This window comes from Stutzerimonas tarimensis, from assembly GCF_042648805.1.
GTDB lineage: Bacteria > Pseudomonadota > Gammaproteobacteria > Pseudomonadales > Pseudomonadaceae > Azomonas > Azomonas tarimensis.
In genome coordinates this window covers 87985-114306 of the sequence record NZ_JBHRXZ010000006.1, presented here as the reverse complement: position 1 = coordinate 114306, position 26322 = coordinate 87985, and the positions used below count along the sequence as shown (strand labels likewise).

The window sequence follows — 26322 nt, the reverse complement described above, 5'->3', positions numbered from 1 at the left end:
CATGGAAGAAGGCCTGCGTTTCGCCATTCGCGAAGGCGGCCGTACCGTAGGCGCCGGCGTGGTTGCCAAGGTCATCGAATAATCGACGATCGGTAGGTGAAAAGGCCCCTTCGGGGGCCTTTTCTGTTTGGGGTCCTTCATTGACACTCCTGGGGTGCATCCGTACAATTGCGCCTCCTTTTACCGGGCGGATTCCGCTCGGTGGGGTGGCAACTAGGAGTCTGAGGTCAAAATGCAAAACCAACAAATCCGTATTCGGTTGAAGGCTTTTGACCATCGCCTGATCGACCAATCGACCCAGGAAATCGTGGATACCGCGAAGCGTACTGGGGCTCAGGTGCGTGGTCCTATTCCACTGCCTACCCGCAAAGAGCGGTACACCGTACTGGTTTCTCCGCACGTCAACAAAGACGCGCGCGATCAGTACGAAATCCGTACCCACAAGCGTGTGCTGGATATCGTCCAGCCGACGGACAAGACCGTCGATGCGCTTATGAAGCTCGATCTCGCGGCTGGCGTGGAAGTGCAAATCAGCCTCGGCTAAAACTTGGTGTTTTAGTCGTGTAACGCTCTGAAATGGGCGGCCATAGCGGGTGAAAGCCCCGTACACTCATGAGGTTTACATGATGTCTATTGGTGTAGTCGGTCGGAAATGCGGCATGACCCGTATTTTCACCGAAGAAGGCGTGTCCATTCCGGTCACCGTCATCGAAGTGGAGCCGAATCGCGTCACTCAGTTCAAGACTGAGGAGAGCGACGGTTACCGCGCTGTTCAACTCACGGTTGGTGAGCGCCGCGCTTCCCGCGTAACCAAGGCGCAGGCCGGTCACTTCGCCAAGGCGAATGTTGCTGCTGGTCGTAGCGTGCTTGAGCTCCGTGTTGCCGAGGGCGAATTCCAGGCTGGCGATCAGCTCAGTGTTGAGCAGTTCGCTGCCGGTCAGATGGTCGACGTTACCGGTCAGTCCAAGGGTAAGGGCTTTGCCGGTACCATCAAGCGCTGGAATTTCCGTGGTCAGGATAATACTCACGGTAACTCCGTGTCCCACCGCGTGCCCGGTTCCATCGGCCAGTGCCAGACTCCTGGTCGCGTGTTCAAGGGCAAGAAAATGTCCGGTCACATGGGTGCCGAGCGCGTAACAGTGCAGTCCCTGGAAGTCGTCCGTGTCGATGCCGAGCGTAATCTGCTGCTGGTCAAGGGTGCCGTACCTGGCGCTACCGGTAGCGACGTAATCGTTCGTCCGGCTATCAAGGCTCGCGGCTAAGAGGGGATACCGAGATGCAATTGAATGTAAATGGCGCTCAGGCGATCGACGTATCCGAGCGCACCTTCGGCGGTGAGTTCAACGAAACCCTGGTTCACCAGGCGGTCGTGGCTTACATGGCTGGTGGTCGTCAGGGCAGCAAGCAGCAGAAGACTCGTTCCGACGTGTCCGGTGGCGGTAAGCGCCCGTGGCGTCAGAAGGGCACTGGCCGTGCCCGTGCCGGTACCACTCGTGGTCCGATCTGGCGTGGCGGTGGCGTGACCTTCGCTGCTCGCCCGCAGAACCACGAACAGAAGCTGAACAAGAAGATGTATCGTGCCGCACTGCGCTCGATCCTGGCTGAACTGGTTCGCTCCGAGCGGCTGGTGGTGGTTCCGGAATTCGCCGTCGATGCGCCGAAAACCAAGATGCTGCTGGGCAAGCTCACCGGCCTTGGTCTCAATGACGTACTGATTATTGCCGACTCCGTCGATGAAAATCTGTACCTGGCTGCACGCAATCTGCCGCACGTTGATGTACGCGACGTTCAGGGTTCCGATCCGGTGAGCTTGATCGCCTATGACAAGGTGCTGATGACCGTGTCCGCCGTGAAGAAGTTCGAGGAGCTGCTGGGATGAACCAGGAACGCGTTTTCAAAGTGCTGATTGGTCCGCACGTCTCCGAGAAGGCCACGGTGCTGGCGGATTCCAAGGGCCAATTCGTTTTCAAGGTTGCCACTGATGCAACCAAGCTGGAAATCAAGAAGGCCGTCGAGAGCCTGTTCGAAGTGAAAGTGGCGCATGTCAGCACCCTTAATGTTAAGGGCAAGACCAAGCGCACTGCTCGCGGAATGGGCAAGCGTAACGACTGGAAGAAGGCGTATGTCGCTCTTCAGCCGGGCCAGGATCTCGATTTCTCCAGCAGTGCTGAGTAAAGGGGAGCATCATGGCAATCGTTAAATGCAAGCCGACTTCTGCTGGTCGCCGCTTTGTCGTCAAGGTGGTCAACCAGGACCTGCACAAGGGCGCCCCGTACGCTCCGCTGCTGGAGAAGAAGTCCAAGTCCGGTGGCCGTAACAACAACGGTCGCATCACCACTCGCCACATTGGCGGTGGTCACAAGCAGCACTATCGTCTGGTCGATTTTCGTCGCAACAAGGATGGCATTCCTGCCGTCGTCGAGCGTATCGAATACGATCCGAATCGCACAGCGCATATCGCTCTGCTGAAATATGCTGACGGCGAGCGTCGCTACATCATTGCCCCCAAGGGGGTGAGTGCCGGTGACCAGCTGATTTCGGGTGTCAACGCGCCGATCAGGGCTGGTAACAGTCTGCCGCTGCGCAACATTCCGGTGGGTTCGACCATCCACGGTATCGAGCTCAAGCCGGGCAAGGGCGCTCAGGTTGCACGCTCCGCTGGTGCTTCTGCTCAGCTCGTCGCGCGTGAAGGTGCTTATGTCACCGTACGTCTGCGCTCTGGCGAAATGCGTAAGGTGCTGTCCGAGTGCCGCGCAACGCTGGGTGAAGTGTCCAACTCCGAGCACAGCCTGCGCTCGCTGGGTAAAGCGGGTGCCAAGCGCTGGCGTGGCGTTCGCCCGACCGTTCGTGGTGTTGCCATGAACCCGGTAGACCACCCGCACGGTGGTGGTGAAGGTCGTACCTCTGGTGGTCGTCATCCGGTGTCGCCGTGGGGCTTCCCAACCAAGGGCGCGAAGACTCGCTCCAACAAGCGCACCGACAACATGATTGTCCGTCGTCGCAAGTAACTAGAGGGATACGACAGTGCCGCGTTCTCTGAAAAAAGGTCCTTTTATCGATCTTCACCTGTTGAAGAAGGTCGAAGCGGCGGTGGAAAAGAGCGATCGCAAGCCGGTTAAAACCTGGTCGCGTCGTTCGATGATCCTGCCGCAAATGGTCGGTCTGACCATTGCTGTACACAACGGTCGTCAGCATGTCCCGGTTCTCGTGAACGAAGACATGGTCGGCCACAAGCTCGGCGAGTTCGCTGCTACCCGCACTTATCGCGGGCATGTGGCGGACAAGAAAGGCAAACGTTAAGGGGTAGGAAATGGAAGTAGCAGCCAAGCTGTCGGGCGCTCGCATCTCCGCCCAGAAAGCCCGTCTGGTCGCTGACCAGATTCGCGGGAAGAAGGTGGGCGAGGCCCTCAATCTTCTGGCTTTCAGTAACAAGAAAGCCGCCGAGATGATGAAGAAAGTGCTGGAGTCGGCCGTTGCCAACGCCGAGCACAACGAAGGCGCTGACGTGGATGACCTCAAGGTCTCCACCGTCTTCGTAAACGAAGGGCGTTCGCTTAAGCGCATCATGCCGCGTGCCAAGGGCCGCGCTGATCGCATCGTCAAGCGGTCTTGCCATATCACTGTCAAGGTTGCGGACAAGTAACGGAGTCGATTAGATGGGTCAGAAAGTACATCCCACTGGCATACGCCTGGGAATCGTCAAGGAGCATACCTCGGTCTGGTACGCGGACGGTCGCAACTACGCCGACTATCTGCTGGCCGACCTGAATGTTCGTGCGTATCTCCAAGACAAACTAAAAAACGCGTCCGTCAGCCGTATCGACATCGCGCGCCCGGCTCAGACCGCGCGCATCACCATCCACACTGCCCGTCCCGGTATCGTGATCGGCAAGAAAGGTGAAGACGTCGAGAAGCTGCGCCAGGACCTGGCCAAGCAAATGGGTGTGCCGGTGCACATCAACATCGAGGAAATCCGCAAGCCGGAGCTCGATGCACTACTGGTTGCGCAAAGCGTAGCTCAGCAGCTGGAGCGTCGCGTCATGTTCCGTCGCGCCATGAAGCGTGCGGTTCAGAACGCCATTCGCATTGGCGCCAAGGGTATCAAGATCCAGGTGAGTGGTCGTCTGGGTGGCGCGGAAATCGCGCGGACCGAATGGTACCGGGAAGGTCGGGTTCCTCTGCACACTCTGCGTGCAGACATCGACTATGCCACGTATGAAGCGCACACCACTTATGGTGTGATCGGTGTGAAGGTCTGGATCTTCAAGGGTGAGGTCATTGGTGGCCGCCAGGAAGAACTCAAGCCGCAAGCGCCTGCGCCTCGCAAAAAAGCTGCTAAGTAAGAGGTACGCCACATGTTGCAGCCAAAGCGTACAAAATTCCGCAAGCAGATGACCGGCCACAACCGTGGTCTGGCTCATCGCGGTAGCAAGGTCAGCTTCGGCGAGTTCGCGCTGAAGTCGGTCTCTCGTGGTCGTCTGACCGCACGCCAGATCGAGGCGGCGCGTCGCGCGCTGACCCGTCACGTCAAGCGTGGCGGGAAAATCTGGATCCGCGTTTTCCCTGACAAGCCTGTCACCAAGAAGCCGCTTGAAGTGCGGATGGGTAAAGGGAAGGGCGGCGTGGAGTACTGGGTAGCCCAGATTCAGCCGGGCAAGGTGCTCTACGAAATCGAAGGTGTGTCCGAGCAACTGGCGCGTGAGGCGTTTGCCCTCGCCGCCGCGAAGCTCCCGCTGGCCACTACCTTTGTCAAGCGGACGGTGATGTGATGAAAGCGCAAGAACTTCGTGAAAAATCCGTTGAGCAGCTCAACGAGCAATTGCTCGGTCTGCTGCGGGACCAGTTCAACCTGCGGATGCAGAAAGCAACTGGCCAGTTGGGGCAGACTCACCTGCTCTCGCAAGTGAAGCGCGACATCGCTCGCGTCAAGACTGTGCTCAACCAGCAGGCAGGTAAGTAAACATGGCTGAAGCTCAGAACACCGTCCGCACGCTGACCGGCCGCGTTGTCAGCGACAAGATGGACAAAACCATTACCGTACTGATCGAGCGTCGCGTAAAGCACCCGATCTACGGCAAGTACGTGAAGCGTTCGACCAAGCTGCACGCCCACGACGAAACCAACCAGTGCCGTATCGGCGACAAGGTCACCATCCGCGAGTCTCGCCCGTTGGCTAAGACCAAGTCCTGGATGCTGGTCGACGTCGTTGAACGTGCCGTCGAAGTCTAAGGGCGAGGTCGGAGAAACAGTATGATCCAGACTCAATCCATGCTCGATGTGGCCGACAATAGCGGCGCCCGTCGTGTGATGTGCATCAAGGTGCTCGGCGGTTCGCATCGCCGGTACGCCGGGATCGGCGACATCATCAAGGTCACCGTGAAGGAAGCTATTCCGCGCGGCAAGGTCAAGAAAGGCCAGGTGATGACCGCCGTCGTGGTGCGTACCCGCCACGGTGTACGTCGCCCTGACGGTTCCATCATCCGTTTCGACGGTAACGCCGCCGTCCTGCTGAACAACAAGCAGGAACCGATCGGCACTCGCATCTTCGGGCCCGTGACCCGTGAACTTCGTTCCGAGAAGTTCATGAAGATCGTTTCGCTCGCGCCTGAAGTGCTGTAAGGAGAAGTCGAAATGCAAAAGATTCGTCGTGACGACGAGATCATCGTCATTGCCGGCAAAGACAAGGGCAAGCGCGGTAAGGTGCTCAAGGTTCTCGCTGACGACCGTCTGGTCGTGGGTGGCGTGAACATGATCAAGCGCCATACCAAGCCCAACCCTATGGCTGGCGTCCAGGGCGGTATCGTCGAGAAGGAGGCGCCGTTGCACGTCTCCAACGTCGCCATCTTCAATGCCGAAACCAGCAAGGCTGACCGTGTTGGTTTCAAGGTGGAAGAAGGCAAGAAAATCCGTGTCTTCAAGTCGACGCAGAAGCCGGTCGACGCTTGAGGCTGCTAGGTAGATAACCATGGCACGATTGAAAGAAGTTTACCGGAAGGACCTCGCGCCCAAGCTGAAGGAAGAACTTCAGCTGGCGAACGTGATGGAAGTTCCGCGCATCACCAAGATCACCCTCAACATGGGTCTGGGCGAAGCCATCGGTGACAAGAAAGTCATCGAGAGCGCTGTGGCCGATATGGAAAAGATCACCGGTCAGAAGCCGGTCGTCACCTACGCCCGCAAGTCGATTGCTGGCTTCAAGGTGCGTGAAGGCTGGCCGATCGGGATCAAGGTCACTCTGCGTCGCGATCGCATGTATGAGTTCCTGGATCGTCTGCTGAGCATCTCCCTGCCCCGGGTTCGTGACTTTCGCGGCCTGAATGCCAAGTCCTTCGACGGTCGTGGCAACTACAGCATGGGCGTGAAAGAGCAGATCATCTTCCCGGAAATCGATTACGACAAGATCGATGCGCTACGTGGCCTGGACATTACCCTGACCACTACTGCTCGGTCGGATGATGAGGGTCGTGCCCTGCTGCGCGCCTTCAAATTCCCGTTCCGCAACTGATCGGAGTAGAACATGGCTAAGCAGAGCATGAAAAACCGTGAGCTGAAGCGTCAGCGCACGGTTGCCAAGTACGCCCAGAAGCGTGCGGCCCTCAAGGTGACCATCGTCAATCAGAACGCTTCGCCCGAGGAGCGCTGGGAGGCTCAGGTTGCCCTACAGAAGCAGCCGCGTGACGCCAGCGCTTCGCGCCTGCGCAACCGCTGCCGCCTGACTGGTCGTCCGCACGGCGTATACCGCAAGTTCGGCCTCTCGCGGAATATGCTGCGTCAGGCCGCGATGCGCGGTGACGTGCCGGGTCTGGTGAAGGCTAGCTGGTAACTCAGCGCGCCTGTCGTCAGTAAGTCGAATCAAGCCCCTTATGGGGCTTGATTCATTTATGGGCCGTCCCTAGAATGACCGGCTCTCCTGAGCCTGGGTTCACAGGCCTTTGCTCCGGTGAATCAGGCCGTCAGGCTTTCTTTTTGTGTTAGGAGCATCAAGCCCATGAGTATGCAGGACCCGTTAGCGGACATGCTAACTCGTATCCGTAATGCCCAGATGGCTGAGAAGACCGTGGTTAGCATGCCGTCTTCCAAGCTGAAGGTGGCAGTGGCCAGCGTTCTCGAGAGCGAAGGTTACATTGGCGGATACCAGGTCAGCAGCGACGACAAGCCGCAGCTGTCCATCGAGCTGAAGTATTTCGAAGGCCGTCCGGTCATTGAGGAGCTCAAGCGCGTCAGTCGTCCTGGCCTGCGCCAGTACAAGTCCGTAGATCAGCTGCCGAAAGTTCGCGGCGGTCTGGGTGTGTCGATCGTCTCCACCAACAAGGGTGTGATGACTGATCGTGGTGCCCGCGCTGCCGGTGTCGGCGGCGAAGTCCTTTGTACCGTCTTCTAAGGGGGGGTTAGGCATGTCTCGTGTTGCTAAGAACCCCGTCAAGCTGCCTGCCGGTGTGGAAATCAAACTGGACGGCCAGCAGTTGTCGGTCAAGGGTGCCAAGGGCAGCCTCGAGCTGAAGCTCAACTCTTCTGTTGAGGTCATCGAGGAATCCGGCGAGCTGCGTTTCGCTGCTCGTAACGGCGACCAGCAGAACAAGGCCATGGCCGGGACTACCCGCGCGCTGGTCAACAACATGGTAATCGGCGTCAGCCAAGGCTTCGAGCGCAAGCTGCAGCTGGTCGGCGTTGGTTACAAGGCTCAGGCCAAGGGCGAAGTGCTGTCCCTGGCTCTTGGCTATTCGCATCCGATCGACTACCAGCTGCCCCAGGGCATCACTGCCGAGACTCCCAGCCAGACCGATATCCTGATCAAGGGCATCGACAAGCAGCTGGTCGGTCAGGTGGCGGCTGAAATTCGCGACTTCCGTCGTCCTGAGCCCTACAAGGGCAAGGGTGTGCGGTATTCCGACGAAGTAGTCCGTCGTAAAGAAGCCAAGAAGAAGTAGGGCATAGCAAATGAGCGTAAAGAAAGAAACTCGTCTGCGTCGCGCTCGCAAGGCACGCCTGAAAATGCGCGAGCTGGAAGTGGTACGCCTTTGCGTATACCGCTCTTCCCAGCACATCTACGCCCAGGTCCTTTCGGCCGACGGCGGCAAGGTTCTGGCATCGGCCTCGACCTTGGACAAGGAACTGCGCGACGCCGCCACCGGCAACGTCGATGCGGCCAAGAAGGTTGGTCAGCTGGTGGCTGAGCGCGCCAAGGCAGCCGGGGTCTCCCAGGTTGCGTTTGACCGTTCTGGCTTCAAGTACCACGGTCGTGTGAAAGCGCTGGCCGATGCTGCTCGTGAAGGCGGGCTGGAGTTCTAAGTTATGGCAAATAACGATCAAAAGCGCGACGAAGGCTACATCGAGAAATTGGTGCAGGTAAATCGCGTGGCCAAGACCGTGAAAGGCGGTCGTATCTTCACCTTCACCGCGCTGACTGTAGTGGGTGACGGCAAGGGTCGCGTCGGTTTCGGCCGCGGCAAGTCGCGCGAAGTGCCGGCGGCCATCCAGAAGGCCATGGAAGCCGCGCGTCGCAACATGATTCAGGTCGACCTCAACGGCAGCACCCTGCAGTATCCGGTCAAGTCCTCTCATGGTGCTTCGAAGGTCTACATGCAGCCCGCCTCCGAGGGTACCGGTGTTATCGCCGGTGGTGCCATGCGTGCCGTCCTGGAAGTTGCCGGCGTGCATAACGTGCTGGCCAAGTGCTATGGCTCGACCAATCCCGTCAACGTGGTCAATGCCACGTTCAAGGGTTTGAAGGCGATGCAGTCTCCTGAGTCGGTCGCTGCCAAGCGTGGCAAGAGTGTCGAGGAGATTCTCTGATCATGGCAAACGCAACCGTCAAGGTGACCCTGGTGAAAAGCACCAACGGTCGCATCGCGAACCACAAGGCTTGCGTCAAGGGCTTGGGCCTGCGTCGTATCGGTCACACCGTCGAGGTTCAGGACACCCCTGAAAATCGCGGCATGATCAACAAGGCCTACTACCTTCTCCGAGTGGAGGGTTAAGTCATGAAACTGAACGATCTTCGTTCCGCGCCGGGTGCCCGTCGCGAAAAGCTGCGCCCCGGGCGTGGTATCGGCAGCGGTCTGGGCAAGACAGGCGGCCGCGGTCACAAGGGTCAGACCTCGCGCTCCGGTGGCACCATTGCCCCCGGTTTCGAGGGTGGTCAGCAGCCGCTGCACCGTCGCCTGCCCAAGTTCGGCTTCACCTCGCTGAAGGCTCTTGATCGTGCAGAAGTGCGCACCTCCGAGTTGGCCAAGGTAGAGGGCGATGTCGTATCGCTGCAGTCCCTTAAGGACGCCAACGTCATCAACCAGCATGTCCGTCGCGTCAAGGTGATGCTGTCGGGTGAGGTTGTGCGTGCGGTCACCCTCAAGGGCATTGGCGCCACCAAAGGCGCTCGTGCGGCTATCGAAGCAGCTGGCGGCAAATTCGAGGACTAAATGGCTAAGCAAGGTGCTCTCTCCGCGCTGGCGAATGGCGGGCTGTCCGAGCTCTGGGCACGTCTGCGCTTCCTGTTCATGGCGATCATCGTCTACCGGATAGGCGCGCATATCCCGGTGCCGGGTATCAATCCCGACCGCCTGGCAGAGCTGTTCCGGCAGAACGAGGGAACCATTCTTAGCCTCTTCAACATGTTTTCCGGCGGCGCGCTGGAGCGGATGAGCATCTTTGCCTTGGGGATCATGCCGTACATTTCGGCATCGATCATCATGCAGCTCATGACCGCAGTCAGTCCGCAGCTGGAGCAGTTGAAGAAGGAAGGCGAGTCCGGTCGTCGCAAGATCAGCCAGTACACGCGTTACCTGACGCTGGTACTGGCGATCGTCCAGGCTGTCGGCATGTCGGTTGGTCTGGCGGGTCAAGGTGTCGCATTCAGCGCTGACTTCGGCTTTCACTTCGTGGCGGTCACCACCTTCGTGGCGGGCGCGATGTTCATGATGTGGCTGGGTGAGCAGATCACCGAGCGCGGTGTCGGCAATGGTATCTCGATGCTGATCTTCGCCGGGATCGTCGCTGGCTTGCCGTCGGCGCTGGGTCAGTCGTTCGAGTCTGCGCGCCAGGGCGATATCAACATCGTCGCCTTGCTTGTGATTGGCCTGTTTGCCATTGCGATCATTGGCTTTGTCGTGTTCATCGAGCGCGGGCAGCGCCGTATCGCCGTGCATTACGCCAAGCGCCAGCAGGGTCGTAAGGTCTTCGCGGCGCAGACCAGTCACCTGCCGCTCAAGGTGAACATGGCTGGGGTCATTCCCGCCATTTTCGCGAGCAGCCTGCTGCTGTTTCCGGCTTCGCTGGGGCAGTGGTTTGGTCAGTCCGAGGGGCTGGGCTGGCTGGCTGACATCTCTCAGGCGATTGCGCCCGGGCAGCCTTTGAACATCTTGCTGTTCAGTGCAGGGATCATTTTCTTCTGCTTCTTCTACACGGCACTGATGTTCAACCCTAAGGATGTCGCGGAAAACCTGAAGAAGTCCGGAGCGTTTATACCCGGGATTCGTCCTGGCGAGCAGTCTGCGCGCTACATCGATGGCGTACTGACCCGCTTGACCTTGTTCGGCGCCCTCTACATGACGGCTGTGTGTCTGCTGCCCCAGTTCCTGGTGGTGGCGGCGAACGTGCCGTTTTACCTTGGCGGGACCTCGTTGCTGATCGTTGTCGTGGTGGTGATGGACTTCATGTCGCAAGTGCAATCACATCTCGTGTCGCACCAGTACGATTCCCTTATGAAGAAAGCGAATCTGAAGGGCTATGGCGGCGGCATGATCCGCTGACCGGTCTGTAAGGTTTCAGGAGTTCGGTGATGAAAGTTCGTGCATCGGTGAAAAAGCTTTGCCGCAACTGCAAGGTCATCCGTCGCGACGGTGTCGTGCGGGTTATCTGTAGCGCGGAACCGCGTCACAAGCAGCGCCAAGGCTGATTGTGAGTCACGCGTCAAACCCGGCAGCTAGTGCGCTGCCGGGTTGATTAATCATTTCTACAGCGATATTATCTCGCGCCCTTTTCTTGGCTTCCGGGGCGTAGGTAGCTGTCACTTGGAGTTTCACTGAATGGCCCGTATTGCAGGCGTCAACATTCCGGATAACAAGCACACTGTTATCTCGCTGACCTACATCTATGGTGTTGGTCGCACTTCTGCGCAAAACATCTGCGCGGCTACCGGCGTCAATCCGGCAGCCAAAATCAAGGATCTGTCCGATGAGCAGATCGAGCAGCTGCGTGGCGAAGTGGCCAAGCTGATCACCGAGGGTGATCTGCGCCGCGAAACCAACATGAAGATCAAGCGTTTGATGGACCTGGGCTGCTATCGCGGTCTTCGTCACCGTCGTGGCCTGCCGGTTCGTGGGCAGCGCACCAAGACCAACGCCCGTACCCGCAAGGGCCCGCGCAAGCCGATCCGCAAGTAATCGCGTTCGCGAATCGACAGGAATCTGATCATGGCAAAACCTGCTGCTCGTCCTCGTAAGAAGATCAAAAAGACGGTCGTTGATGGGATCGCCCATATCCACGCCTCTTTCAACAACACCATCGTGACCATTACCGATCGTCAGGGTAATGCGTTGTCCTGGGCAACCTCCGGCGGCTCCGGCTTCCGTGGCTCTCGCAAGAGCACTCCGTTCGCTGCCCAGGTGGCGGCCGAGCGCGCCGGCCAGGCTGCGTTGGAGTATGGTCTGAAGAACCTCGACGTCAACGTCAAGGGCCCGGGTCCTGGTCGTGAGTCCGCCGTGCGCGCACTCAATGGCTGCGGCTACAAGATTGCAAGCATCACCGACGTGACGCCGATCCCGCACAACGGGTGCCGTCCGCCGAAGAAGCGTCGCGTGTAACAGGAGACAGTAGAAAATGGCTCGTTATATTGGTCCCAAGTGCAAACTGTCTCGTCGTGAAGGTACCGACCTCTTCCTGAAGAGTGGTGCGCGCGCGCTCGAATCCAAGTGCAACATCGAAACGCCTCCAGGCGTACACGGTCAGCGCCGTGGTCGCTTGTCCGACTACGGTACCCAGTTGCGTGAGAAGCAGAAAGTTCGTCGTATCTACGGTGTACTGGAGCGTCAGTTCAACGGTTACTACAAGGAGGCCGCTGGCCGTAAGGGCGCCACTGGCGAAAACCTTCTGCAGCTGCTCGAGTGCCGTCTGGACAACGTCGTCTATCGCATGGGCTACGGCTCCACGCGTGCCGAATCGCGTCAGCTGGTCTCGCACAAGTCGATCACCGTCAATGGTCAGACCGTCAATGTGCCTTCGTACCAAGTGAAGGCCGGTGACGTCGTTGCCGTACGTGAGAAGTGCAAGAACCAACTGCGTATCGCACAGGCTCTGGAGCTCTGCTCCCAGCGTGGTCGTGTTGAGTGGGTGGAAGTGGACGCCGAGAAGAAGACTGGTGTCTTCAAGAGCGTGCCGGCCCGCAGTGATCTGTCCGCCGACATCAACGAAAACCTGATTGTCGAGCTCTACTCCAAGTAAGGGCTAGAAAATAGGTATATCCATGCAGAGTTCGGTAAATGAGTTCCTGACCCCCCGCCATATCGATGTGCAGGTGGTCAGTCCGACCCGCGCCAAGATCACGCTCGAGCCCCTCGAGCGCGGTTTCGGCCACACCCTGGGCAACGCGCTGCGTCGTATCCTGTTGTCTTCGATGCCCGGCTGTGCCGTGGTCGAAGCCGAGATCGACGGTGTCCTTCATGAGTACAGCGCCATCGAGGGCGTTCAGGAAGACGTCATCGAAATCCTGCTCAACCTCAAGGGTCTCGCCATCAAGCTTCACGGCCGTGATGAAGTGACTCTGAACCTGGTGAAGCAAGGGCCGGGCGCTGTGACCGCCGCCGATATCCAACTGGACCACGACGTCGAGATCGTCAATGGTGATCATCTGATCGCCAACTTGGCGGTCAACGGCGCGCTTAGCATGAAGCTGAAAGTTCAGCGCGGTCGTGGCTACGAGCCGGCCGATGCGCGGCAGAGCGATGATGACGAGAGCCGTAGCATCGGTCGTCTTCAACTCGATGCCACCTTCAGCCCGGTTCGTCGCGTCGCTTATGTCGTCGAGAATGCTCGCGTCGAGCAGCGGACCAACCTTGACAAGCTGGTCATCGACCTTGAGACCAACGGCACCCTGGATCCTGAAGAGGCCATCCGCCGTGCCGCTACCATTCTGCAGCAGCAGCTGGCCGCGTTCGTCGACCTCAAGGGTGACAGCGAGCCGGTTGTGATCGAGCAGGAAGATGAGATCGATCCAATCCTCCTGCGTCCGGTTGACGATCTCGAACTGACCGTTCGTTCGGCCAACTGCCTCAAGGCGGAAAACATCTACTACATTGGTGACTTGATTCAGCGCACCGAGGTCGAGTTGTTGAAGACCCCGAACCTGGGCAAGAAGTCGTTGACCGAAATCAAGGACGTTCTGGCTTCTCGCGGGCTTTCCCTTGGCATGCGTCTCGACAACTGGCCGCCAGCAAGTCTGAAGAAGGACGACAAGGCTACTGCCTGAGGTCCCTAACCACCGAACTTCGAATGTTTGGTAAGGAAATTCATCATGCGTCATCGTAAAAGCGGCCGTCATCTGAGTCGCACCAGTTCGCACCGGAAGGCCATGTTCCAGAACATGGCGGTTTCCCTGTTCGAGCACGAACTGATTAAAACCACTTTGCCGAAGGCAAAGGAACTGCGTCGGGTTGCCGAGCCCCTCATCACTCTGGCCAAGGAAGACAGCGTCGCCAATCGTCGCCTGGCTTTCGACCGCACTCGCTCCAAGGAGGCTGTTGGCAAGTTGTTCAACGACCTCGGCAAGCGTTATGCGACTCGCCAGGGCGGCTACCTGCGGATCCTCAAGTGCGGTTTCCGCGCTGGAGACAACGCGCCGATGGCCTACGTGGAACTGGTTGACCGTCCGGTCGCTGGTGAAGTCGAAACGGCTGAGTAAGCGTTTCGCGATGAAAAACCGGGCATTGCCCGGTTTTTTTATGCCTGCAGGCCAGGCATTGTGCCGTTCTATCGCTCCGCTTCGCTCTATCAATTGGTCCTTGCCGCTCCGCTGGCTTACCTTTGGCTCATGGCCCACAAGGCCCCTGTACCGATCTGCCCAAGGAGAAGTAGCATGACCGATAACAAAATTCTTACCACTGCCGGCGGTAGCCCCGTCGCGGACAACCAGAATTCCCGCACGGCCGGTGCACGGGGGCCGCTGCTGCTGGACGATTTCCATCTGGTGGAGAAGCTTGCCCACTTCAACCGCGAAGTCATTCCCGAGCGGAGGGTTCATGCCAAGGGCTCGGGTGCCTATGGCACCTTTACTGTTACCCAGGACATCTCCCGCTACAGCCGTGCGAAGGTGTTCGAGTCGGTGGGCAAACAGACGCCGGTATTCCTGCGTTTTTCCACCGTGGGTGGGGAGCGGGGCTCGGCTGATACCGAGCGCGATCCGCGCGGGTTCGCCGTCAAGTTCTACACCGATGAAGGCAATTGGGATGTGGTCGGCAACAACACGCCGGTGTTCTTCATCCGTGATCCGCTGAAATTTCCGGACTTCATCCACACCCAGAAACGCGATCCGCATACCAACCTGAAGAGTCCGCAGATGATGTGGGACTTCTGGTCCCACTCGCCCGAGGCGCTGCATCAGATCACCACCTTGTTCTCGGACCGTGGCATCCCGGATGGCTATCGGCACATGCACGGCTTCGGCAGCCACACCTTCAGCCTGGTAAACGCCGCCGGAGAGCGTCACTGGGTGAAGTTCCATTTCAAATCGGTGCAGGGCATTCGCAACCTTGCTCCTGCCGATGCGGCGCGGCTCGCCGGCACGGACCCCGACTACGCTCAGCGTGATCTGTTCGCGGCCATCGAGCGGGGCGAATGTCCTCAGTGGCGGCTGTGCATCCAGGTCATGAGCGAGGCCCAGGCTGCTCAGCATCCGGACAATCCGTTCGATGTGACCAAGACCTGGTCGCAGAAGCAGTACCCGCTGATGGAGGTCGGTGTGCTCGAGCTCAATCGCAACCCGACAAATTATTTTGCGGAAGTCGAGCAGGCTGCCTTCGCTCCGAGCAATGTGGTACCAGGCATCGGGCTGTCGCCTGACCGGATGCTCCAGGGGCGCGTGTTCGCTTACGCCGATGCGCACCGCTACCGCGTGGGCACCAATCACCAGCAGCTGCCAGTCAACGCACCGCGTTGCCCCTACCACAACTATCAGCGTGATGGTGCGATGCGGTTCGACGGCAATGGCGGCTCGGCGCCGAACTACGAGCCCAACAGCTACAGCGGTGCGCCGAAGCAGGCGCCGCAGTATGCCGAGCCGGCACTGGCCTTGAGCGGCGCAGCCGACCGCTACGACCACCGTACCGATGAGGACTACTACAGCTACGCCGGCGCGCTGTTCCGCCTCATGGACACAGATCAGAAGGCGTTGCTGATAGGCAACATCGTCGCGGCCATGGGGCCGGTCACCCGCGACGTGCAACTGCGCCAGCTGGGGCACTTCATCAAGGCCGACCCCGCTTATGGCGAGGGCGTCGCACGGGGGCTGGGTATCGACCCGAGCGTGATCGGCTGATTCGTCCCTGCGCCACATAAACCGGCTTCGGCCGGTTTTGTGGCGCAGGGACGAAGGGAGAGCGGACCATTCTGGTCCCGAGGCTCATTGGTGGGCTGAAGCCCAGCCTAGGGTCGAGAGCGTGCTACCGGGCCAGCGGTGGCTGAGCCACGATCACGTTCCAGCAGCGGCTTGAGGAAGCGTCCGGTGTGGGACGTCGGTACCTCGGCGATCTCCTCGGGTGTACCGGTGGCGATGATCATGCCACCTTTCGATCCGCCTTCCGGCCCGAGGTCCACCAGCCAGTCGGCGGTCTTGATCACGTCCAGATTGTGCTCGATTACCACCACGGTATTGCCATGGTTGCGCAATCGATGCAGCACGTCGAGCAACTGCTGGATGTCGGCGAAGTGCAGGCCGGTGGTTGGTTCGTCGAGTATGTACAGTGTCTTGCCGGTGTCGCGCTTGGACAGCTCGCGGGACAGCTTGACGCGCTGGGCCTCGCCGCCGGAAAGGGTGGTGGCGCTCTGGCCAAGGCGGATATAGGAGAGGCCTACATCGATCAGGGTCTGCAGCTTGCGTGCGACCGCCGGCACCGCATCGAAGAAGTCGCGGGCCTCCTCGATGGTCATTTCCAGCACCTCGTGGATGTTCTTGCCCTTGTACTTCACCTCCAGGGTTTCCCGGTTGTAGCGCTTGCCCTTGCAGACGTCGCAGGGCACGTAGATGTCTGGCAGAAAGTGCATTTCCACCTTGATCACCCCGTCGCCCTGGCAGGCCTCGCAGCGGCCGCCCTTGACATTGAACGAGAAACGCCCTGGCCCGTAGCCACGCGAGCGGGCTTCCGGCACGCCGGCGAACAGCTCGCGGATCGGGGTGAACAGGCCGGTATAGGTGGCGGGGTTCGAGCGCGGAGTGCGGCCGATGGGGCTCTGGTCGATGTCCACCACCTTGTCGAGGTGCTGCAGGCCGTCGAAACTCTGGTGTGGCGCGACTTCCAGCGTAGTGGCACCGTTCAATGCGGTGGCGGTGATGGGGAACAGGGTGTTGTTGATCAGCGTCGACTTGCCGGAGCCGGACACGCCGGTGATGCAGGTCAGCAAACCTACCGGGATCTCCAGGTCCACATTGCGCAGGTTGTTGCCGCGAGCGCCTTTCAGGATCAGCAGCTTTTCGGGATCGCGCCGCGTTCGCTCCCCGGGGTAGCGGATCTTTACTCGCCCTGACAGGTACTTGCCGGTGACCGAGTCCGGGTTGTTCATCACCTCGTCGGGGGTGCCTTCGGCGACAATCTGCCCGCCATGCACGCCGGCACCGGGCCCGATGTCCACCACGTAATCTGCCAGACGGATGGCATCCTCGTCGTGCTCCACGACGATCACCGTATTGCCGAGATCCCTGAGGTGGGTGAGGGTGCCCAGCAGTCGCTCGTTGTCACGCTGGTGCAGGCCGATGGAGGGTTCGTCGAGAATGTACATGACGCCCACCAGGCCGGCGCCGATCTGGCTGGCGAGGCGGATGCGCTGGGCTTCGCCGCCGGACAGGGTGTCGGCGCTGCGGTCCAGGGTCAGGTAGTCCAGACCCACGTTGACCAGAAACTGCAGCCGTTCGCGGATCTCCTTGAGGATCTTGTCCGCGATCTCGCCACGCTGGCCGGTGAGCTTGAGGCTGGCGGCATACTCGCAGGCGTCGCCCACCGGCATGGCAGTCACCGCCGGCAAGGTGCGATCGCCAACCCAGACGTGCCGCGCCTCCCTGCGCAGGCGGGTGCCGCGGCATTCGGGACAGGGCTGGGTCGCGAGGTATTTGGCCAGGTCTTCGCGCACGCTCTGGGATTCGGTCTCGCGGTAGCGCCGTTCCAGGTTGGGGATGATGCCCTCGAAGGGATGGGCGCGCTTGACGATGTCGCCGCGGTCGTTCAGATAGCGGAAGTCGACGCTTTCCCGGCCGCTGCCGTAGAGCACGGCCTTGCGCTGGGCCTCGTCCAGTTCGCCAAACGGCTTGTCGAGGCTGAAATCGTAATGCGCGGCCAGCGAGCCTAGCATCTGGAAGTAGTAGACGTTGCGCCGATCCCAGCCGCGTATGGCACCTTCGGCGAGGGTCAACTCGCCGTTCACCAGGCGCTTGGCATCAAAGAACTGCTTCACGCCTAGGCCGTCGCAAGTCGGGCAGGCGCCGGCCGGGTTGTTGAACGAGAACAGCTTGGGTTCGAGCTCGCTGATGGAATGCCCGCACACCGGGCAGGCGAAGCGGGCGGAGAAGATCATTTCCTCGCCGTCCTCGCCCTCCATGGGCGCCACCAGGGCGATTCCGTCGGCAAGCTTCAGCGCGGTCTCGAAGGATTCGGCCAGGCGCTGCTGCAGGTCGCCACGGGCCTTGAAGCGATCCACCACCACATCGATAGAATGCTTCTTCTGCTTTTCCAGCTTCGGCGCTTCGTCCAGCTCGTAGAGCTTGCCGTCGATGCGGGCGCGGACGAAACCCTGGGCGCGCAGCTCGTCGAACACGTTCAGGTGTTCGCCCTTGCGCTCGCGGATCACCGGCGCCAGCAGCATCAGCCGGCGGCCTTCCGGCAGGGCGAGGACCTGATCCACCATCTGGCTGACGGTCTGGGCTTCCAGGGGAATGTCGTGGTCCGGGCATCGGGGGGTACCGACCCGGGCGTAGAGCAGGCGCAGGTAGTCGTAGATCTCTGTGATGGTGCCTACGGTGGAGCGGGGGTTATGGGAAGTGGACTTCTGCTCGATTGAAATCGCCGGAGACAGGCCCTCGATGGTATCCACGTCAGGCTTCTCCATCATTGACAGGAACTGCCGGGCGTAGGCGGAGAGGGATTCGACGTAGCGGCGCTGGCCTTCGGCGTAGAGCGTATCGAAAGCCAGCGAGGACTTGCCCGAGCCCGACAGGCCGGTGATCACGATCAACTTGTCGCGCGGCAGGGTCAGGTCGATGTTCTTCAAGTTGTGGGTGCGGGCCCCACGAATCAGGATCTTGTCCAAAACGGCCTCGCGTGGCGGGCGGAAAACAGGGAAGTATACGGCCGGCTAGGCAGGCCCGGCAAAGCAGGCGCCTGTGCCAGCAGGGGGATGGCTGCTAGAATCGCCGCCGGTCTTTTAGAGCGAGATAGCAGATGCAGGATCCGTACGCCGAACGCATGAATGCTACGGAGACCCGGGCGGCCACCGGGTTGGCCCTGGTGTTTGCCTTTCGAATGCTGGGCATGTTCATGGTGTTGCCCGTCCTGGCGACCTACGGGATGGATCTGGAAGGTGCTACTCCCGCGCTGATCGGATTGGCCATCGGCGCCTATGGTTTGACCCAGGCGACCCTGCAAATTCCCTTCGGTGTGCTCTCCGATCGGATCGGACGGCTACCGGTGATTTATTTCGGGCTGCTTGTGTTCGCCGCTGGCGCCGCCCTGGCCGCCACCTCGGACTCCATCTGGGGGGTGATTGTCGGACGTATATTGCAGGGGGCCGGCGCCATTTCGGCTGCCGTGATGGCCTTGCTCTCCGATCTCACCCGCGAGCAGCATCGTACCAAGGCGATGGCCATGATCGGCATGAGCATCGGGCTGTCATTTGCCCTGGCCATGGTGCTGGGGCCACTGATCACCAGGGCGTTCGGCCTGTCCGGGCTGTTCTGGATGACCACCGGAATGGCGCTGCTCGGGATGTTGATCATCGCCTGGGTGCCTAAGGCGGATGCCCGCCAGCAGCATCGCGAGTCGATCGTGGCGCGCCAGGCGCTGGGCGTTACCCTGCGCCATGCCCAATTGCTGCGGCTCGACCTGGGGATCTTCGTCCTTCACGCGATCCTCATGGCGAGTTTCGTCGCCTTGCCGCTGGCCCTGGTCGAGCAGGGCGGGTTGCCGAAAGAGGACCACTGGTGGGTCTATCTTGGTGCTCTGGTAATCGGTTTCGTCAGCATGGTGCCCTTCATCATCTATGGCGAGAAGAAGCGCCAGATGAAGCGAGTGCTCGTGGGTTCGGTGGCGCTGCTGCTGGTCTGTGAACTGTATTTCTCACTGCTGGCGACTGGCCTGTGGAGCCTGGTGCTGGGGATGGTGTTGTTCTTCACCGCTTTCAACTTGCTGGAAGCATCCTTGCCATCACTGGTGAGCAAAGTAGCGCCGGCGGGTGGCAAGGGCACCGCGATGGGGGTGTACTCCACCAGCCAGTTTTTCGGTGCCGCGCTTGGCGGAATGCTTGGCGGCTGGCTCTTTCAACAGGGCGGCCTGGGCTGGGTCTTCATGGGCTGTGCCGGGCTGTGCCTGATCTGGTTGCTCGCCGCCCTCAGCATGCGCGAACCGCCTTATGTGACCAGCATGCGCCTGCCGCTTCAGGCGGGCTACGAGGCAGGCGCCGTGCAGCGGCTGCTGGCCCTGGAAGGGGTGACCGATGCCATTCTTGTGCCTGAGGAGTCCGCCGTCTACGTGAAGCTGGACAGTCAACTTACCGGACGGGACGCGCTGGAGCAGGCGCTGCGCGGCGAAGCCAGCGGCGCTGTGGTGGCGCCGAGCTGAGCGAGGCGCGCCGGCCGTATTGGCGATCAGACCGGATACGGCTCGCGCTGTAGGTCACGGCATGAAGTTGTTGGCGGCATGACAGGCCGGCTTGTGGCGGCCACATAGTTCGGCGAATCGGGCCTTGGCCCCCTTGCGGCAGTCGCGATAAATCAGGGAGCCGCGCTCATAATTGCGGCACACGCTGGAATAGTCGATCTGGCCGTCTTGCTCGATCCACTCGAAGCGGCCACCTATGCGACGTCGCTTGCCGTCGGTCCAGTTCCAGCTATCCGTCAGGGTCCTGACTACGGGCGCGCGCTGCTGGCTGCGTGTCTCACCTGTGTACCGAACAGGTGTCGAGTGAAGGGTGTTGATGCGGCTGGGGTCGTGGGCATAGTTCTGATCGTTGAACACCGTCTGCCGTGCCGGCGGAGCGTCCGCCTGGGCTGCGGGCGCCCAGCTCAGCGTCGCTTGCTCCGGGCTCGTGCTCACCAGCTCCGACCGAGGGTGGGGCGCTGTGAGGACTGGCTGCGCGGCAGTGGGGTGCGGGATGGGCGGCGTGCCCTGATGCAGGGCTGCGGTCAGCGCGCCGACATCGATTGCGGCCGGCCGTGCCGACAGCGCGACCAGGGCGCCGACCATGACTGACCCTATCCCCATGATCACCCGCGCACGCCAGGGATTGGCCCGGCCGCGCCGGATGCGTGCTGGCGCATCGTCCTTGTCTGCATTCATCGTCCTGATCCTGCACTCGATGGCATCCTGCCTTGTGGCTACATTCTGCCATGCCAGAAAGCACAAAGGGCCAGCTTTCGCTGACCCTTCGAGAATATGGTGGCTACGCAGGGACTTGAACCCCGGACCCCAGCATTATGAATGCCGTGCTCTAACCAACTGAGCTACGTAGCCATTCGAGGCGCGCATTATTGTTTCGCTTCTGGTGGCTGTCAAGCCTTTGTTTTATCTAACTTCACTGCCGTTCCAAAGGGGCGGCGGCGGACCCGGGCAGGTCGTCTCGGGAGGGCCACCGGTCCAGTATCTGGGCACTGGCGGGCGGATTCGGCGTCCACAGCTGCATGTGTCATGAATGAATAAGCCCATGGGCAGAATCGGTTTCGCTTGCCAGTATCGCCATCCCGGCCACAGTCTTGCGCTCAAGGCGCTGGAGGAAATCGAGCGCGCCTTCAACCCGCGCACCACCACGCTGCGCTGGATCAACAGCGTTCCGCGGGATCGCGCCGAGGAAAAGCTGCATGAGGTGATGCTGCACAACCTCGACGCACAGTTGCGGATGCTGGACTACGTCGGCACGTTGCCGCCGGGCCTGCGGATGCTGCGTTTGAGCAGCGACCTTCTGCCGTTCTACAGTCACCCCGAGGTCGCCGACTTCTATCAGCGCCACGAGGTTCAGGACCGGCTGGCGACGCGGTTCGGTGAGATCGGCGAGCGGGCCCGTGAGTTGGGCGTGCGGTTGTCGTTTCATCCGGGACAGTACTGCGTGCTGGGTTCGGACAAGGCCCACGTGGTCGACAACAGCCTCGCCGAGTTCGAATATCACGCCGACATGATCCGCATGATGGGCTTCGGTCGCCAGTTTCAGGACTTCAAGTGCAACCTGCATATCGCCGGTCGTCTGGGCGGCGAGGGCATCCGGGCGGTCTGGGCGCGACTTTCGGAAGTGGCGCGCAACTGCATTACCTTTGAGAACGAGGAAAAGATCTACGGCGTCGACGAGTGCCTGGCGCTGGCGGACCTGGCGCCTGTGGTGCTGGACATCCACCATTGCTGGATCAACGAAGAGCGCTACATCGAACCGGACGACCCCCGTGTAGCCCGCATTATCGACAGCTGGAAAGGGGTGCGGCCGGTGATGCACTACTCGCAGCCACCTGAATCATTGATGGAGCTGGGCTTCTCGAACGAGGAGCGACTAGAGATGCCGGCGGTATTGGCCAAGGTGAGCAAACGGGTGCTCTATGGACACAGCAAGCGGATGTGGAACCGCGGGTGCAATCGCTACGCGGCCACTTTTCTCGATCGTTTCGACATGATGATCGAGGCAAAGGACAAGAACCTGGCCGCACTGGACTTCCACCAGGAGACGGTTTCTTGAAAACCATACCCCTGAGTGTGTGGCGGCTGCGAGCCCGCAGAGGCACTTTCTTCCCCGCGCTTGACCCTATGGACCTCTGGATGAACAAATCACCTGGGGAGCGATGAGGTGCCTGCCCGTAATGACGGGCGCAGCTGCCAGGACAGCAGTCGGCCGGTCGCGCATTTGATCTACAGTAACCGGACGGGTAATGAGGCCCGAACCGCGGCATAGGGACCGGCACCATCATGAAGTTCCGATTTATCCTGACGGGTTCGCTAGCACTGACAGCAACTCCCGCCCTTGCCCAGACAGGCGATCCCCTGACCCTCGACCCGCTGCTGATCACCTCGCCCCGCGCCGAATCCGACTGGCTGACCCTGCCGCTGTCGGTGGGCACTCGCGAGGTGGAGGACCAGCCCGGCGAGCAGTTGCTCAGCCTCGACAGCCTGCTGGCGCCGATCCCGGGCGCGGTGCCCCAGAGCCGCTACAACCTGGCCCAGGGGATGCGCCTGTCGATCCGTGGCTTCGGCGCCCGTTCCAGCTTTGGCGTGCGCGGCGTGCGGGTGCTGGTCGATGGCGTGCCGCTGACCATGCCCGACGGGCAGACCGAGATGGACGGGCTGGACCCGTCCCTGGTGGAGCGCATCGAGGTCATTCGCGGCCCGTCCTCCACCATCCATGGCAATGCCGCCGGCGGGGTGCTCTCCATCGAGACACGCCAGCCGGGCGAGACCCCGCGGCACCAGGTGGAAGTCACCGGGGCCGAGCTGGGCTACCGGCGGGCACGTGCCGAAACCAGCGGCAGCGTCGGCGCGCTGGGCGGGCTTCTGGCGGTGAGCACCACCCGTCTCGATGGCTATCGTCCCCAGGGCACCGCCGAACTCAACAACCTCACCGGTAAGCTGCGCTGGGAAGGTGAGGGCGGTACGCTTGGCGCCACCCTGCACGCGCTGGACAACCGCGCCGAGGACCCCGGTGCCTTGACCCTCGCCCAGGTGCGCGCCGGCCGTTCCCAGGCGCGGCCCCAGAGCCTGCAGTTCGACTCCGACGAGTGGATTCGCCAGCAGCGCCTGTCGCTGGTCTGGGACGGCCGCACCGCCGATGACGACAGCTACCAGTTGCGCAGCTATTACGGTCGTCGCGAGTTCGGCAATCGCCTGCCGGTGATGGCGAACGGGCAGACCGCCTTCGATCGCTGGTTCGCCGGGGTTGGCGCCCAGCGGACCTTCAGCCGCGAGTGGGCCGGCCTGCCCAACCGGCTCACCCTCGGCCTCGATCTGGAAAGCCAGCGAGACGAACGCAGCCGCCACAACAACCTGGTCGGCGGCACGACCGGTGCGCTGACCCAGCGCCAGCGGGAGTCCGCCGACAGCGCCGGGCTGTTCCTGGAAAACCATCTGAGCCTCACCGACGCCTGGCTGCTCACCACCGGCCTGCGCTACGACCGCGTCAGGCTGCGGGCCAAGGATCGCTATCTGAGCGATGGCGACGCCTCCGGTGGCGAGACCCTGGACGACTGGAACTACAGCCTCGGCCTCAGCCGCCGGCTCGACCCCCATCACGTGGTCTACGCCCGGTATGCCACCTCGTTCGAGACGCCGACCATCAACGAACTGGCCAACCCGTCCGGTGGCGGCTTCAATCCCTCCCTCGGCCCGGCGCGGGCGACCAACCGCGAGCTGGGCTTCAAGGGCGAGCGGCCCGGGTTGCGCTACGAGGCAGTGCTGTACAGCATGCGCATCGAGGACGAACTGGTACCTGTGGTGCTGAATGGGCGCACCTTCTACACCAACGCCGGCCGCTCCAGCCGCGACGGCGTGGAGCTGAGCGCCCAGTGGCTGATCGGCCCGCACTGGCGCCTGACCGGCGCCTGGACCTACAACGACTTCCGCTTCGACCGGTTCCAGGACTTCGACGGCAACCGCATCGCCGGCGTCCCGCGCCAGAGCCTGTTCGGCGAGGTCAGCTACGACCGGGAAAGCTGGTACGCAAGGGTCAACCTGAGCGCCCACGACGAGCAGTACGCCGACAACGCCAACGCCAGCCGGGTCTCCGGCTACGCCGTGGGCAACGCCCGCCTCGGCTGGCGCCTGCTGCAGGGTGGCCAGCTCTGGGAGCCCTACGTCGGCATCGACAACCTGTTCGACCGCGACTACTACGACAACCTGCGCATTAACGACAACTTCGGTTACTACTATGAGCCGGCGCCGGGGCGGACGCTGTACGCAGGGGTGAGGGTCGAGTTCTAGCTGGTCTGGCAGCCATGCAGGTCGGCAATGAAAAGGCCTTGCGCTCGAACGCGGCGAGGCCCGCTTATGCTCCGGACTGGTCGCTAAGGCCCTGTTCGGTAAAGCCTCGGGCTTGCTTCGAACCTGCCTGGCCGGCAACTGATCGGTAGACAACAAAAACCCCTTGAGCCGCGCGTGCTTCAAGGGGTCAGGTGTCCACCGAGAGGTGTCAGAACGCGCTAGACGTTGAATCTGAAATGCATCACGTCGCCGTCCTTGACGATGTACTCCTTGCCTTCCAGGCGCCATTTGCCCGCTTCCTTGGCGCCGGCTTCGCCCTTGTACTGGATGAAGTCGTCATAGGCGACGACTTCGGCACGGATGAAGCCTTTCTCGAAGTCGGTGTGGATGACCGCGGCGGACTGGGGCGCGGTGGCGCCGATGCGGACCGTCCAGGCACGGACTTCCTTGACCCCGGCAGTGAAGTAGGTCTGCAGGTTGAGCAATTCATAGCCGGCACGGATGACTCGATTGAGGCCGGGCTCTTCGAGGCCGAGGGACTCGAGGAACATGTCCTTTTCCTCGCCGTCCTCGAGTTCGGCGATTTCCGCCTCGATCTTGTTGCACACCGGGACCACCACGGCACCTTCGTCGGCGGCAATGGCGTTCACCACGTCCAGATAGGGGTTGTTCTCGAAGCCGTCCTCGGCCACGTTGGCGATGTACATCACCGGTTTGCTGGTGAGCAGGTGAAAGCCACGAACCAGCTGTTTCTCATCCTCACCGAGGGTTTTCATCAGGGTGCGGGCCGGCTTGCCCTCGCTGAAATGGGGGATCAGCTTTTCCAGCAGAGCCTTTTGCGCAACGGCTTCCTTGTCGCCACCCTTGGCGCTGCGGATGACCCGCTGCAGCTGCTTTTCGCAGCTTTCCAGGTCGGCGAAGATCAGCTCCAGGTCGATGATCTCGATGTCCCGCTTGGGATCGACGCTGTTGGAGACGTGAATGACGTTCTCGTCTTCGAAGCAGCGGACCACGTGGGCGATGGCGTCGGTCTCACGGATGTTGGCGAGAAACTTGTTGCCCAGGCCCTCACCCTTGGAGGCACCTTCGACCAGGCCGGCGATGTCGACGAATTCCATGGTGGTGGGGATCACCCGCTCGGGCTTGACGATCGCCGCCAGGGCATCGAGGCGCGGGTCGGGCATCGGCACCACGCCGCTGTTGGGCTCGATGGTGCAGAAGGGGAAGTTCTCCGCCGCGATACCGGACTTGGTCAATGCATTGAACAGGGTGGACTTGCCGACGTTGGGCAGGCCGACGATGCCGCAGTTGAATCCCATGGGTGTTGCCTCGTGATAGGTTCAGGCCTTCTGGCTGTGCAGGCGCTGCATGGCCCGGGTCCAGTCGCCGGAAAGCACTTCCGGGACGACATCCAGGGCGAAGTCGATGCTGGCGTCGAGTTTTTCCTGCTCGTCGCGGGGCGCGCGGCCGAGCACATGGCCGGTGACCAGGCTGGCGTGACCGGGATGGCCAATGCCCAGGCGCAGGCGGTAGAAGGTATTCTGGTTGGCGAGCCGGGCAATGATGTCGCGCAGCCCGTTGTGTCCGCCATGTCCGCCGCCCTGCTTGAGCTTGGCGACGCCGGGCGGCAGGTCGAGCTCGTCGTGGGCCACCAGGATGGCGTCCGGGGGAATCCGGTAGAACCCGGCCAATGCGGAGACGGCCTGACCACTGCGGTTCATGAAGGTGGTGGGGATCAGCAGGCGAATGTCTTCGCCTTGATGGCGAAACCTGCCGACCAGCCCGAAATACTTGCGGTCAGGGCTCAGGGAGACGCCTTCGCGCGCGGCGAGCTTCTCAACGAAAAGGGCCCCTGCGTTATGCCGGGTCTGGTCGTATTCGGGGCCGGGGTTACCCAGGCCGACGATCAGTTTCACGGCAGTCACGTCAGAAGCCCTCTCGTCTGCTCAAAGCCGAATCAGGGACCGAG

37 protein-coding genes and 1 tRNA gene are annotated in these 26322 nt (G+C 61.2%); 33 read left to right on the top strand and 5 right to left on the bottom strand.

All coding sequences use genetic code 11. From position 1 onward, the window contains the following. The 30 genes from ACFOMF_RS03915 to ACFOMF_RS03770 form a co-directional block, all read left to right on the top strand. The coding region (locus ACFOMF_RS03915) for an EF-Tu C-terminal domain-related protein (protein WP_449342984.1) at positions 1-82 on the top strand (82 nt) is incomplete at its 5' end. Positions 83-232: 150 nt separating this feature from the next. After that, positions 233-544, top strand: a complete 312-nt coding sequence (gene rpsJ, locus ACFOMF_RS03910) for a 30S ribosomal protein S10 (protein ID WP_386361445.1) — start codon at positions 233-235, stop codon at positions 542-544. 82 nt (positions 545-626) lie between these two features. Next, positions 627-1262, top strand: a complete 636-nt coding sequence (rplC, locus tag ACFOMF_RS03905; protein WP_386361443.1) for a 50S ribosomal protein L3 — start codon at positions 627-629, stop codon at positions 1260-1262. Positions 1263-1276: 14 nt separating this feature from the next. Continuing rightward, positions 1277-1879 (top strand): 50S ribosomal protein L4, encoded by a 603-nt coding sequence (gene rplD, locus ACFOMF_RS03900; protein WP_386361441.1) that lies wholly within the window; start codon positions 1277-1279, stop codon positions 1877-1879. Then, entirely contained in the window at positions 1876-2175 is a 300-nt protein-coding gene (gene rplW, locus ACFOMF_RS03895; protein ID WP_386361439.1) for a 50S ribosomal protein L23, read from the top strand. Before rplD ends, rplW begins: the two co-directional genes overlap by 4 nt. A gap of 11 nt (positions 2176-2186) precedes the next feature. Continuing rightward, positions 2187-3008 carry a 50S ribosomal protein L2 gene (gene rplB / locus ACFOMF_RS03890; RefSeq protein WP_386361437.1) on the top strand — a complete coding sequence of 274 codons (822 nt, stop codon included), beginning with the start codon at positions 2187-2189 and terminating at the stop codon, positions 3006-3008. A 16-nt stretch (positions 3009-3024) separates the two neighbouring features. Then, positions 3025-3300: a 30S ribosomal protein S19 gene (gene rpsS / locus ACFOMF_RS03885; RefSeq protein ID WP_386361435.1), complete on the top strand. Its 276-nt coding sequence runs from the start codon at positions 3025-3027 to the stop codon at positions 3298-3300. A gap of 10 nt (positions 3301-3310) precedes the next feature. Then, positions 3311-3643, top strand: coding sequence for a 50S ribosomal protein L22 (rplV, locus tag ACFOMF_RS03880; RefSeq protein ID WP_386361433.1), 333 nt, complete (start codon positions 3311-3313; stop codon positions 3641-3643). A gap of 13 nt (positions 3644-3656) precedes the next feature. After that, complete coding sequence (rpsC, locus tag ACFOMF_RS03875; RefSeq protein ID WP_386361431.1) at positions 3657-4343, top strand: 30S ribosomal protein S3; 687 nt, start codon at positions 3657-3659, stop codon at positions 4341-4343. A gap of 12 nt (positions 4344-4355) precedes the next feature. Further along, positions 4356-4769, top strand: a complete 414-nt coding sequence (gene rplP, locus ACFOMF_RS03870) for a 50S ribosomal protein L16 (RefSeq protein ID WP_386361430.1) — start codon at positions 4356-4358, stop codon at positions 4767-4769. After that, positions 4769-4960: a 50S ribosomal protein L29 gene (gene rpmC, locus ACFOMF_RS03865; RefSeq protein ID WP_386361428.1), complete on the top strand. Its 192-nt coding sequence runs from the start codon at positions 4769-4771 to the stop codon at positions 4958-4960. The genes rplP and rpmC overlap by 1 nt, the downstream gene beginning before the upstream one ends. A 2-nt stretch (positions 4961-4962) precedes the next feature. Continuing rightward, entirely contained in the window at positions 4963-5229 is a 267-nt protein-coding gene (gene rpsQ / locus ACFOMF_RS03860) for a 30S ribosomal protein S17 (RefSeq protein WP_386361426.1), read from the top strand. A 21-nt stretch (positions 5230-5250) separates the two neighbouring features. Continuing rightward, positions 5251-5619 (top strand): 50S ribosomal protein L14, encoded by a 369-nt coding sequence (gene rplN, locus ACFOMF_RS03855; RefSeq protein WP_003289207.1) that lies wholly within the window; start codon positions 5251-5253, stop codon positions 5617-5619. Between the two features lie 12 nt (positions 5620-5631). Then, positions 5632-5946 carry a 50S ribosomal protein L24 gene (gene rplX, locus ACFOMF_RS03850; RefSeq protein WP_386361423.1) on the top strand — a complete coding sequence of 105 codons (315 nt, stop codon included), beginning with the start codon at positions 5632-5634 and terminating at the stop codon, positions 5944-5946. A 19-nt stretch (positions 5947-5965) separates the two neighbouring features. After that, on the top strand, positions 5966-6505 hold the full coding sequence (rplE, locus tag ACFOMF_RS03845) for a 50S ribosomal protein L5 (RefSeq protein WP_386361421.1): 540 nt from the start codon (positions 5966-5968) through the stop codon (positions 6503-6505). A gap of 12 nt (positions 6506-6517) precedes the next feature. After that, on the top strand, positions 6518-6823 hold the full coding sequence (gene rpsN, locus ACFOMF_RS03840; RefSeq protein ID WP_386361419.1) for a 30S ribosomal protein S14: 306 nt from the start codon (positions 6518-6520) through the stop codon (positions 6821-6823). Between the two features lie 165 nt (positions 6824-6988). Next, positions 6989-7381 carry a 30S ribosomal protein S8 gene (rpsH, locus tag ACFOMF_RS03835; protein ID WP_386361417.1) on the top strand — a complete coding sequence of 131 codons (393 nt, stop codon included), beginning with the start codon at positions 6989-6991 and terminating at the stop codon, positions 7379-7381. Between the two features lie 13 nt (positions 7382-7394). After that, entirely contained in the window at positions 7395-7928 is a 534-nt protein-coding gene (gene rplF, locus ACFOMF_RS03830; RefSeq protein ID WP_386361415.1) for a 50S ribosomal protein L6, read from the top strand. Between the two features lie 10 nt (positions 7929-7938). Then, positions 7939-8289, top strand: coding sequence for a 50S ribosomal protein L18 (gene rplR, locus ACFOMF_RS03825; RefSeq protein WP_386361413.1), 351 nt, complete (start codon positions 7939-7941; stop codon positions 8287-8289). A gap of 3 nt (positions 8290-8292) precedes the next feature. After that, on the top strand, positions 8293-8793 hold the full coding sequence (gene rpsE, locus ACFOMF_RS03820; protein WP_386361411.1) for a 30S ribosomal protein S5: 501 nt from the start codon (positions 8293-8295) through the stop codon (positions 8791-8793). Between the two features lie 2 nt (positions 8794-8795). Further along, positions 8796-8978 (top strand): 50S ribosomal protein L30, encoded by a 183-nt coding sequence (gene rpmD, locus ACFOMF_RS03815; RefSeq protein WP_386361409.1) that lies wholly within the window; start codon positions 8796-8798, stop codon positions 8976-8978. Positions 8979-8981: 3 nt separating this feature from the next. Continuing rightward, the gene (gene rplO, locus ACFOMF_RS03810) at positions 8982-9416 is read left to right on the top strand and encodes a 50S ribosomal protein L15 (RefSeq protein WP_386361407.1); all 435 of its coding nucleotides are present in this window, start codon (positions 8982-8984) and stop codon (positions 9414-9416) included. After that, positions 9417-10745, top strand: coding sequence for a preprotein translocase subunit SecY (secY, locus tag ACFOMF_RS03805; protein WP_386361405.1), 1329 nt, complete (start codon positions 9417-9419; stop codon positions 10743-10745). A gap of 29 nt (positions 10746-10774) precedes the next feature. Next, on the top strand, positions 10775-10891 hold the full coding sequence (gene rpmJ / locus ACFOMF_RS03800) for a 50S ribosomal protein L36 (protein WP_043217073.1): 117 nt from the start codon (positions 10775-10777) through the stop codon (positions 10889-10891). A 130-nt stretch (positions 10892-11021) separates the two neighbouring features. Beyond that, positions 11022-11378 (top strand): 30S ribosomal protein S13, encoded by a 357-nt coding sequence (gene rpsM, locus ACFOMF_RS03795; protein WP_386361403.1) that lies wholly within the window; start codon positions 11022-11024, stop codon positions 11376-11378. Between the two features lie 30 nt (positions 11379-11408). After that, a complete protein-coding gene (rpsK, locus tag ACFOMF_RS03790) occupies positions 11409-11798 on the top strand; it encodes a 30S ribosomal protein S11 (protein WP_007924177.1) in 390 nt (129 codons plus the stop codon). 16 nt (positions 11799-11814) lie between these two features. Next, positions 11815-12435 (top strand): 30S ribosomal protein S4, encoded by a 621-nt coding sequence (rpsD, locus tag ACFOMF_RS03785; protein WP_386361399.1) that lies wholly within the window; start codon positions 11815-11817, stop codon positions 12433-12435. A 22-nt stretch (positions 12436-12457) separates the two neighbouring features. Next, positions 12458-13459, top strand: a complete 1002-nt coding sequence (locus ACFOMF_RS03780) for a DNA-directed RNA polymerase subunit alpha (RefSeq protein ID WP_386361397.1) — start codon at positions 12458-12460, stop codon at positions 13457-13459. Between the two features lie 45 nt (positions 13460-13504). Beyond that, positions 13505-13891, top strand: a complete 387-nt coding sequence (gene rplQ, locus ACFOMF_RS03775; protein WP_386361395.1) for a 50S ribosomal protein L17 — start codon at positions 13505-13507, stop codon at positions 13889-13891. Positions 13892-14065: 174 nt separating this feature from the next. Further along, the gene (locus ACFOMF_RS03770) at positions 14066-15523 is read left to right on the top strand and encodes a catalase (protein WP_386361393.1); all 1458 of its coding nucleotides are present in this window, start codon (positions 14066-14068) and stop codon (positions 15521-15523) included. Between the two features lie 107 nt (positions 15524-15630). Here ACFOMF_RS03770 and uvrA read toward each other — a convergent pair whose 3' ends face one another. Then, the gene (gene uvrA / locus ACFOMF_RS03765; RefSeq protein ID WP_386361391.1) at positions 15631-18501 is read right to left on the bottom strand and encodes an excinuclease ABC subunit UvrA; all 2871 of its coding nucleotides are present in this window, start codon (positions 18499-18501) and stop codon (positions 15631-15633) included. A 131-nt stretch (positions 18502-18632) separates the two neighbouring features. Between uvrA and ACFOMF_RS03760 the strand changes: the two genes are divergently transcribed. Beyond that, positions 18633-20027, top strand: coding sequence for an MFS transporter (locus ACFOMF_RS03760; protein ID WP_386361389.1), 1395 nt, complete (start codon positions 18633-18635; stop codon positions 20025-20027). 54 nt (positions 20028-20081) lie between these two features. On the opposite strand, the gene ACFOMF_RS03755 is transcribed toward ACFOMF_RS03760, so the two are convergent. Together ACFOMF_RS03755 and ACFOMF_RS03750 are read right to left on the bottom strand one after the other, a co-directional pair. Further along, a complete protein-coding gene (locus ACFOMF_RS03755) occupies positions 20082-20744 on the bottom strand; it encodes a hypothetical protein (protein WP_386361387.1) in 663 nt (220 codons plus the stop codon). A gap of 97 nt (positions 20745-20841) precedes the next feature. Then, a tRNA-Met gene (locus ACFOMF_RS03750) sits at positions 20842-20918 on the bottom strand. Between the two features lie 190 nt (positions 20919-21108). On the opposite strand from ACFOMF_RS03750, the gene uvsE reads away from it, so the two are divergent. Next, entirely contained in the window at positions 21109-22122 is a 1014-nt protein-coding gene (gene uvsE, locus ACFOMF_RS03745; RefSeq protein WP_386361385.1) for a UV DNA damage repair endonuclease UvsE, read from the top strand. A 227-nt stretch (positions 22123-22349) separates the two neighbouring features. Further along, on the top strand, positions 22350-24353 hold the full coding sequence (locus ACFOMF_RS03740) for a TonB-dependent receptor family protein (RefSeq protein ID WP_386361383.1): 2004 nt from the start codon (positions 22350-22352) through the stop codon (positions 24351-24353). A gap of 218 nt (positions 24354-24571) precedes the next feature. On the opposite strand, the gene ychF is transcribed toward ACFOMF_RS03740, so the two are convergent. Both ychF and pth read right to left on the bottom strand, forming a co-directional pair. After that, positions 24572-25672, bottom strand: a complete 1101-nt coding sequence (gene ychF, locus ACFOMF_RS03735) for a redox-regulated ATPase YchF (RefSeq protein WP_386361382.1) — start codon at positions 25670-25672, stop codon at positions 24572-24574. Positions 25673-25693: 21 nt separating this feature from the next. Further along, positions 25694-26278: an aminoacyl-tRNA hydrolase gene (gene pth, locus ACFOMF_RS03730; protein WP_386361379.1), complete on the bottom strand. Its 585-nt coding sequence runs from the start codon at positions 26276-26278 to the stop codon at positions 25694-25696. Between the last annotated feature and the right edge of the window lie 44 nt (positions 26279-26322).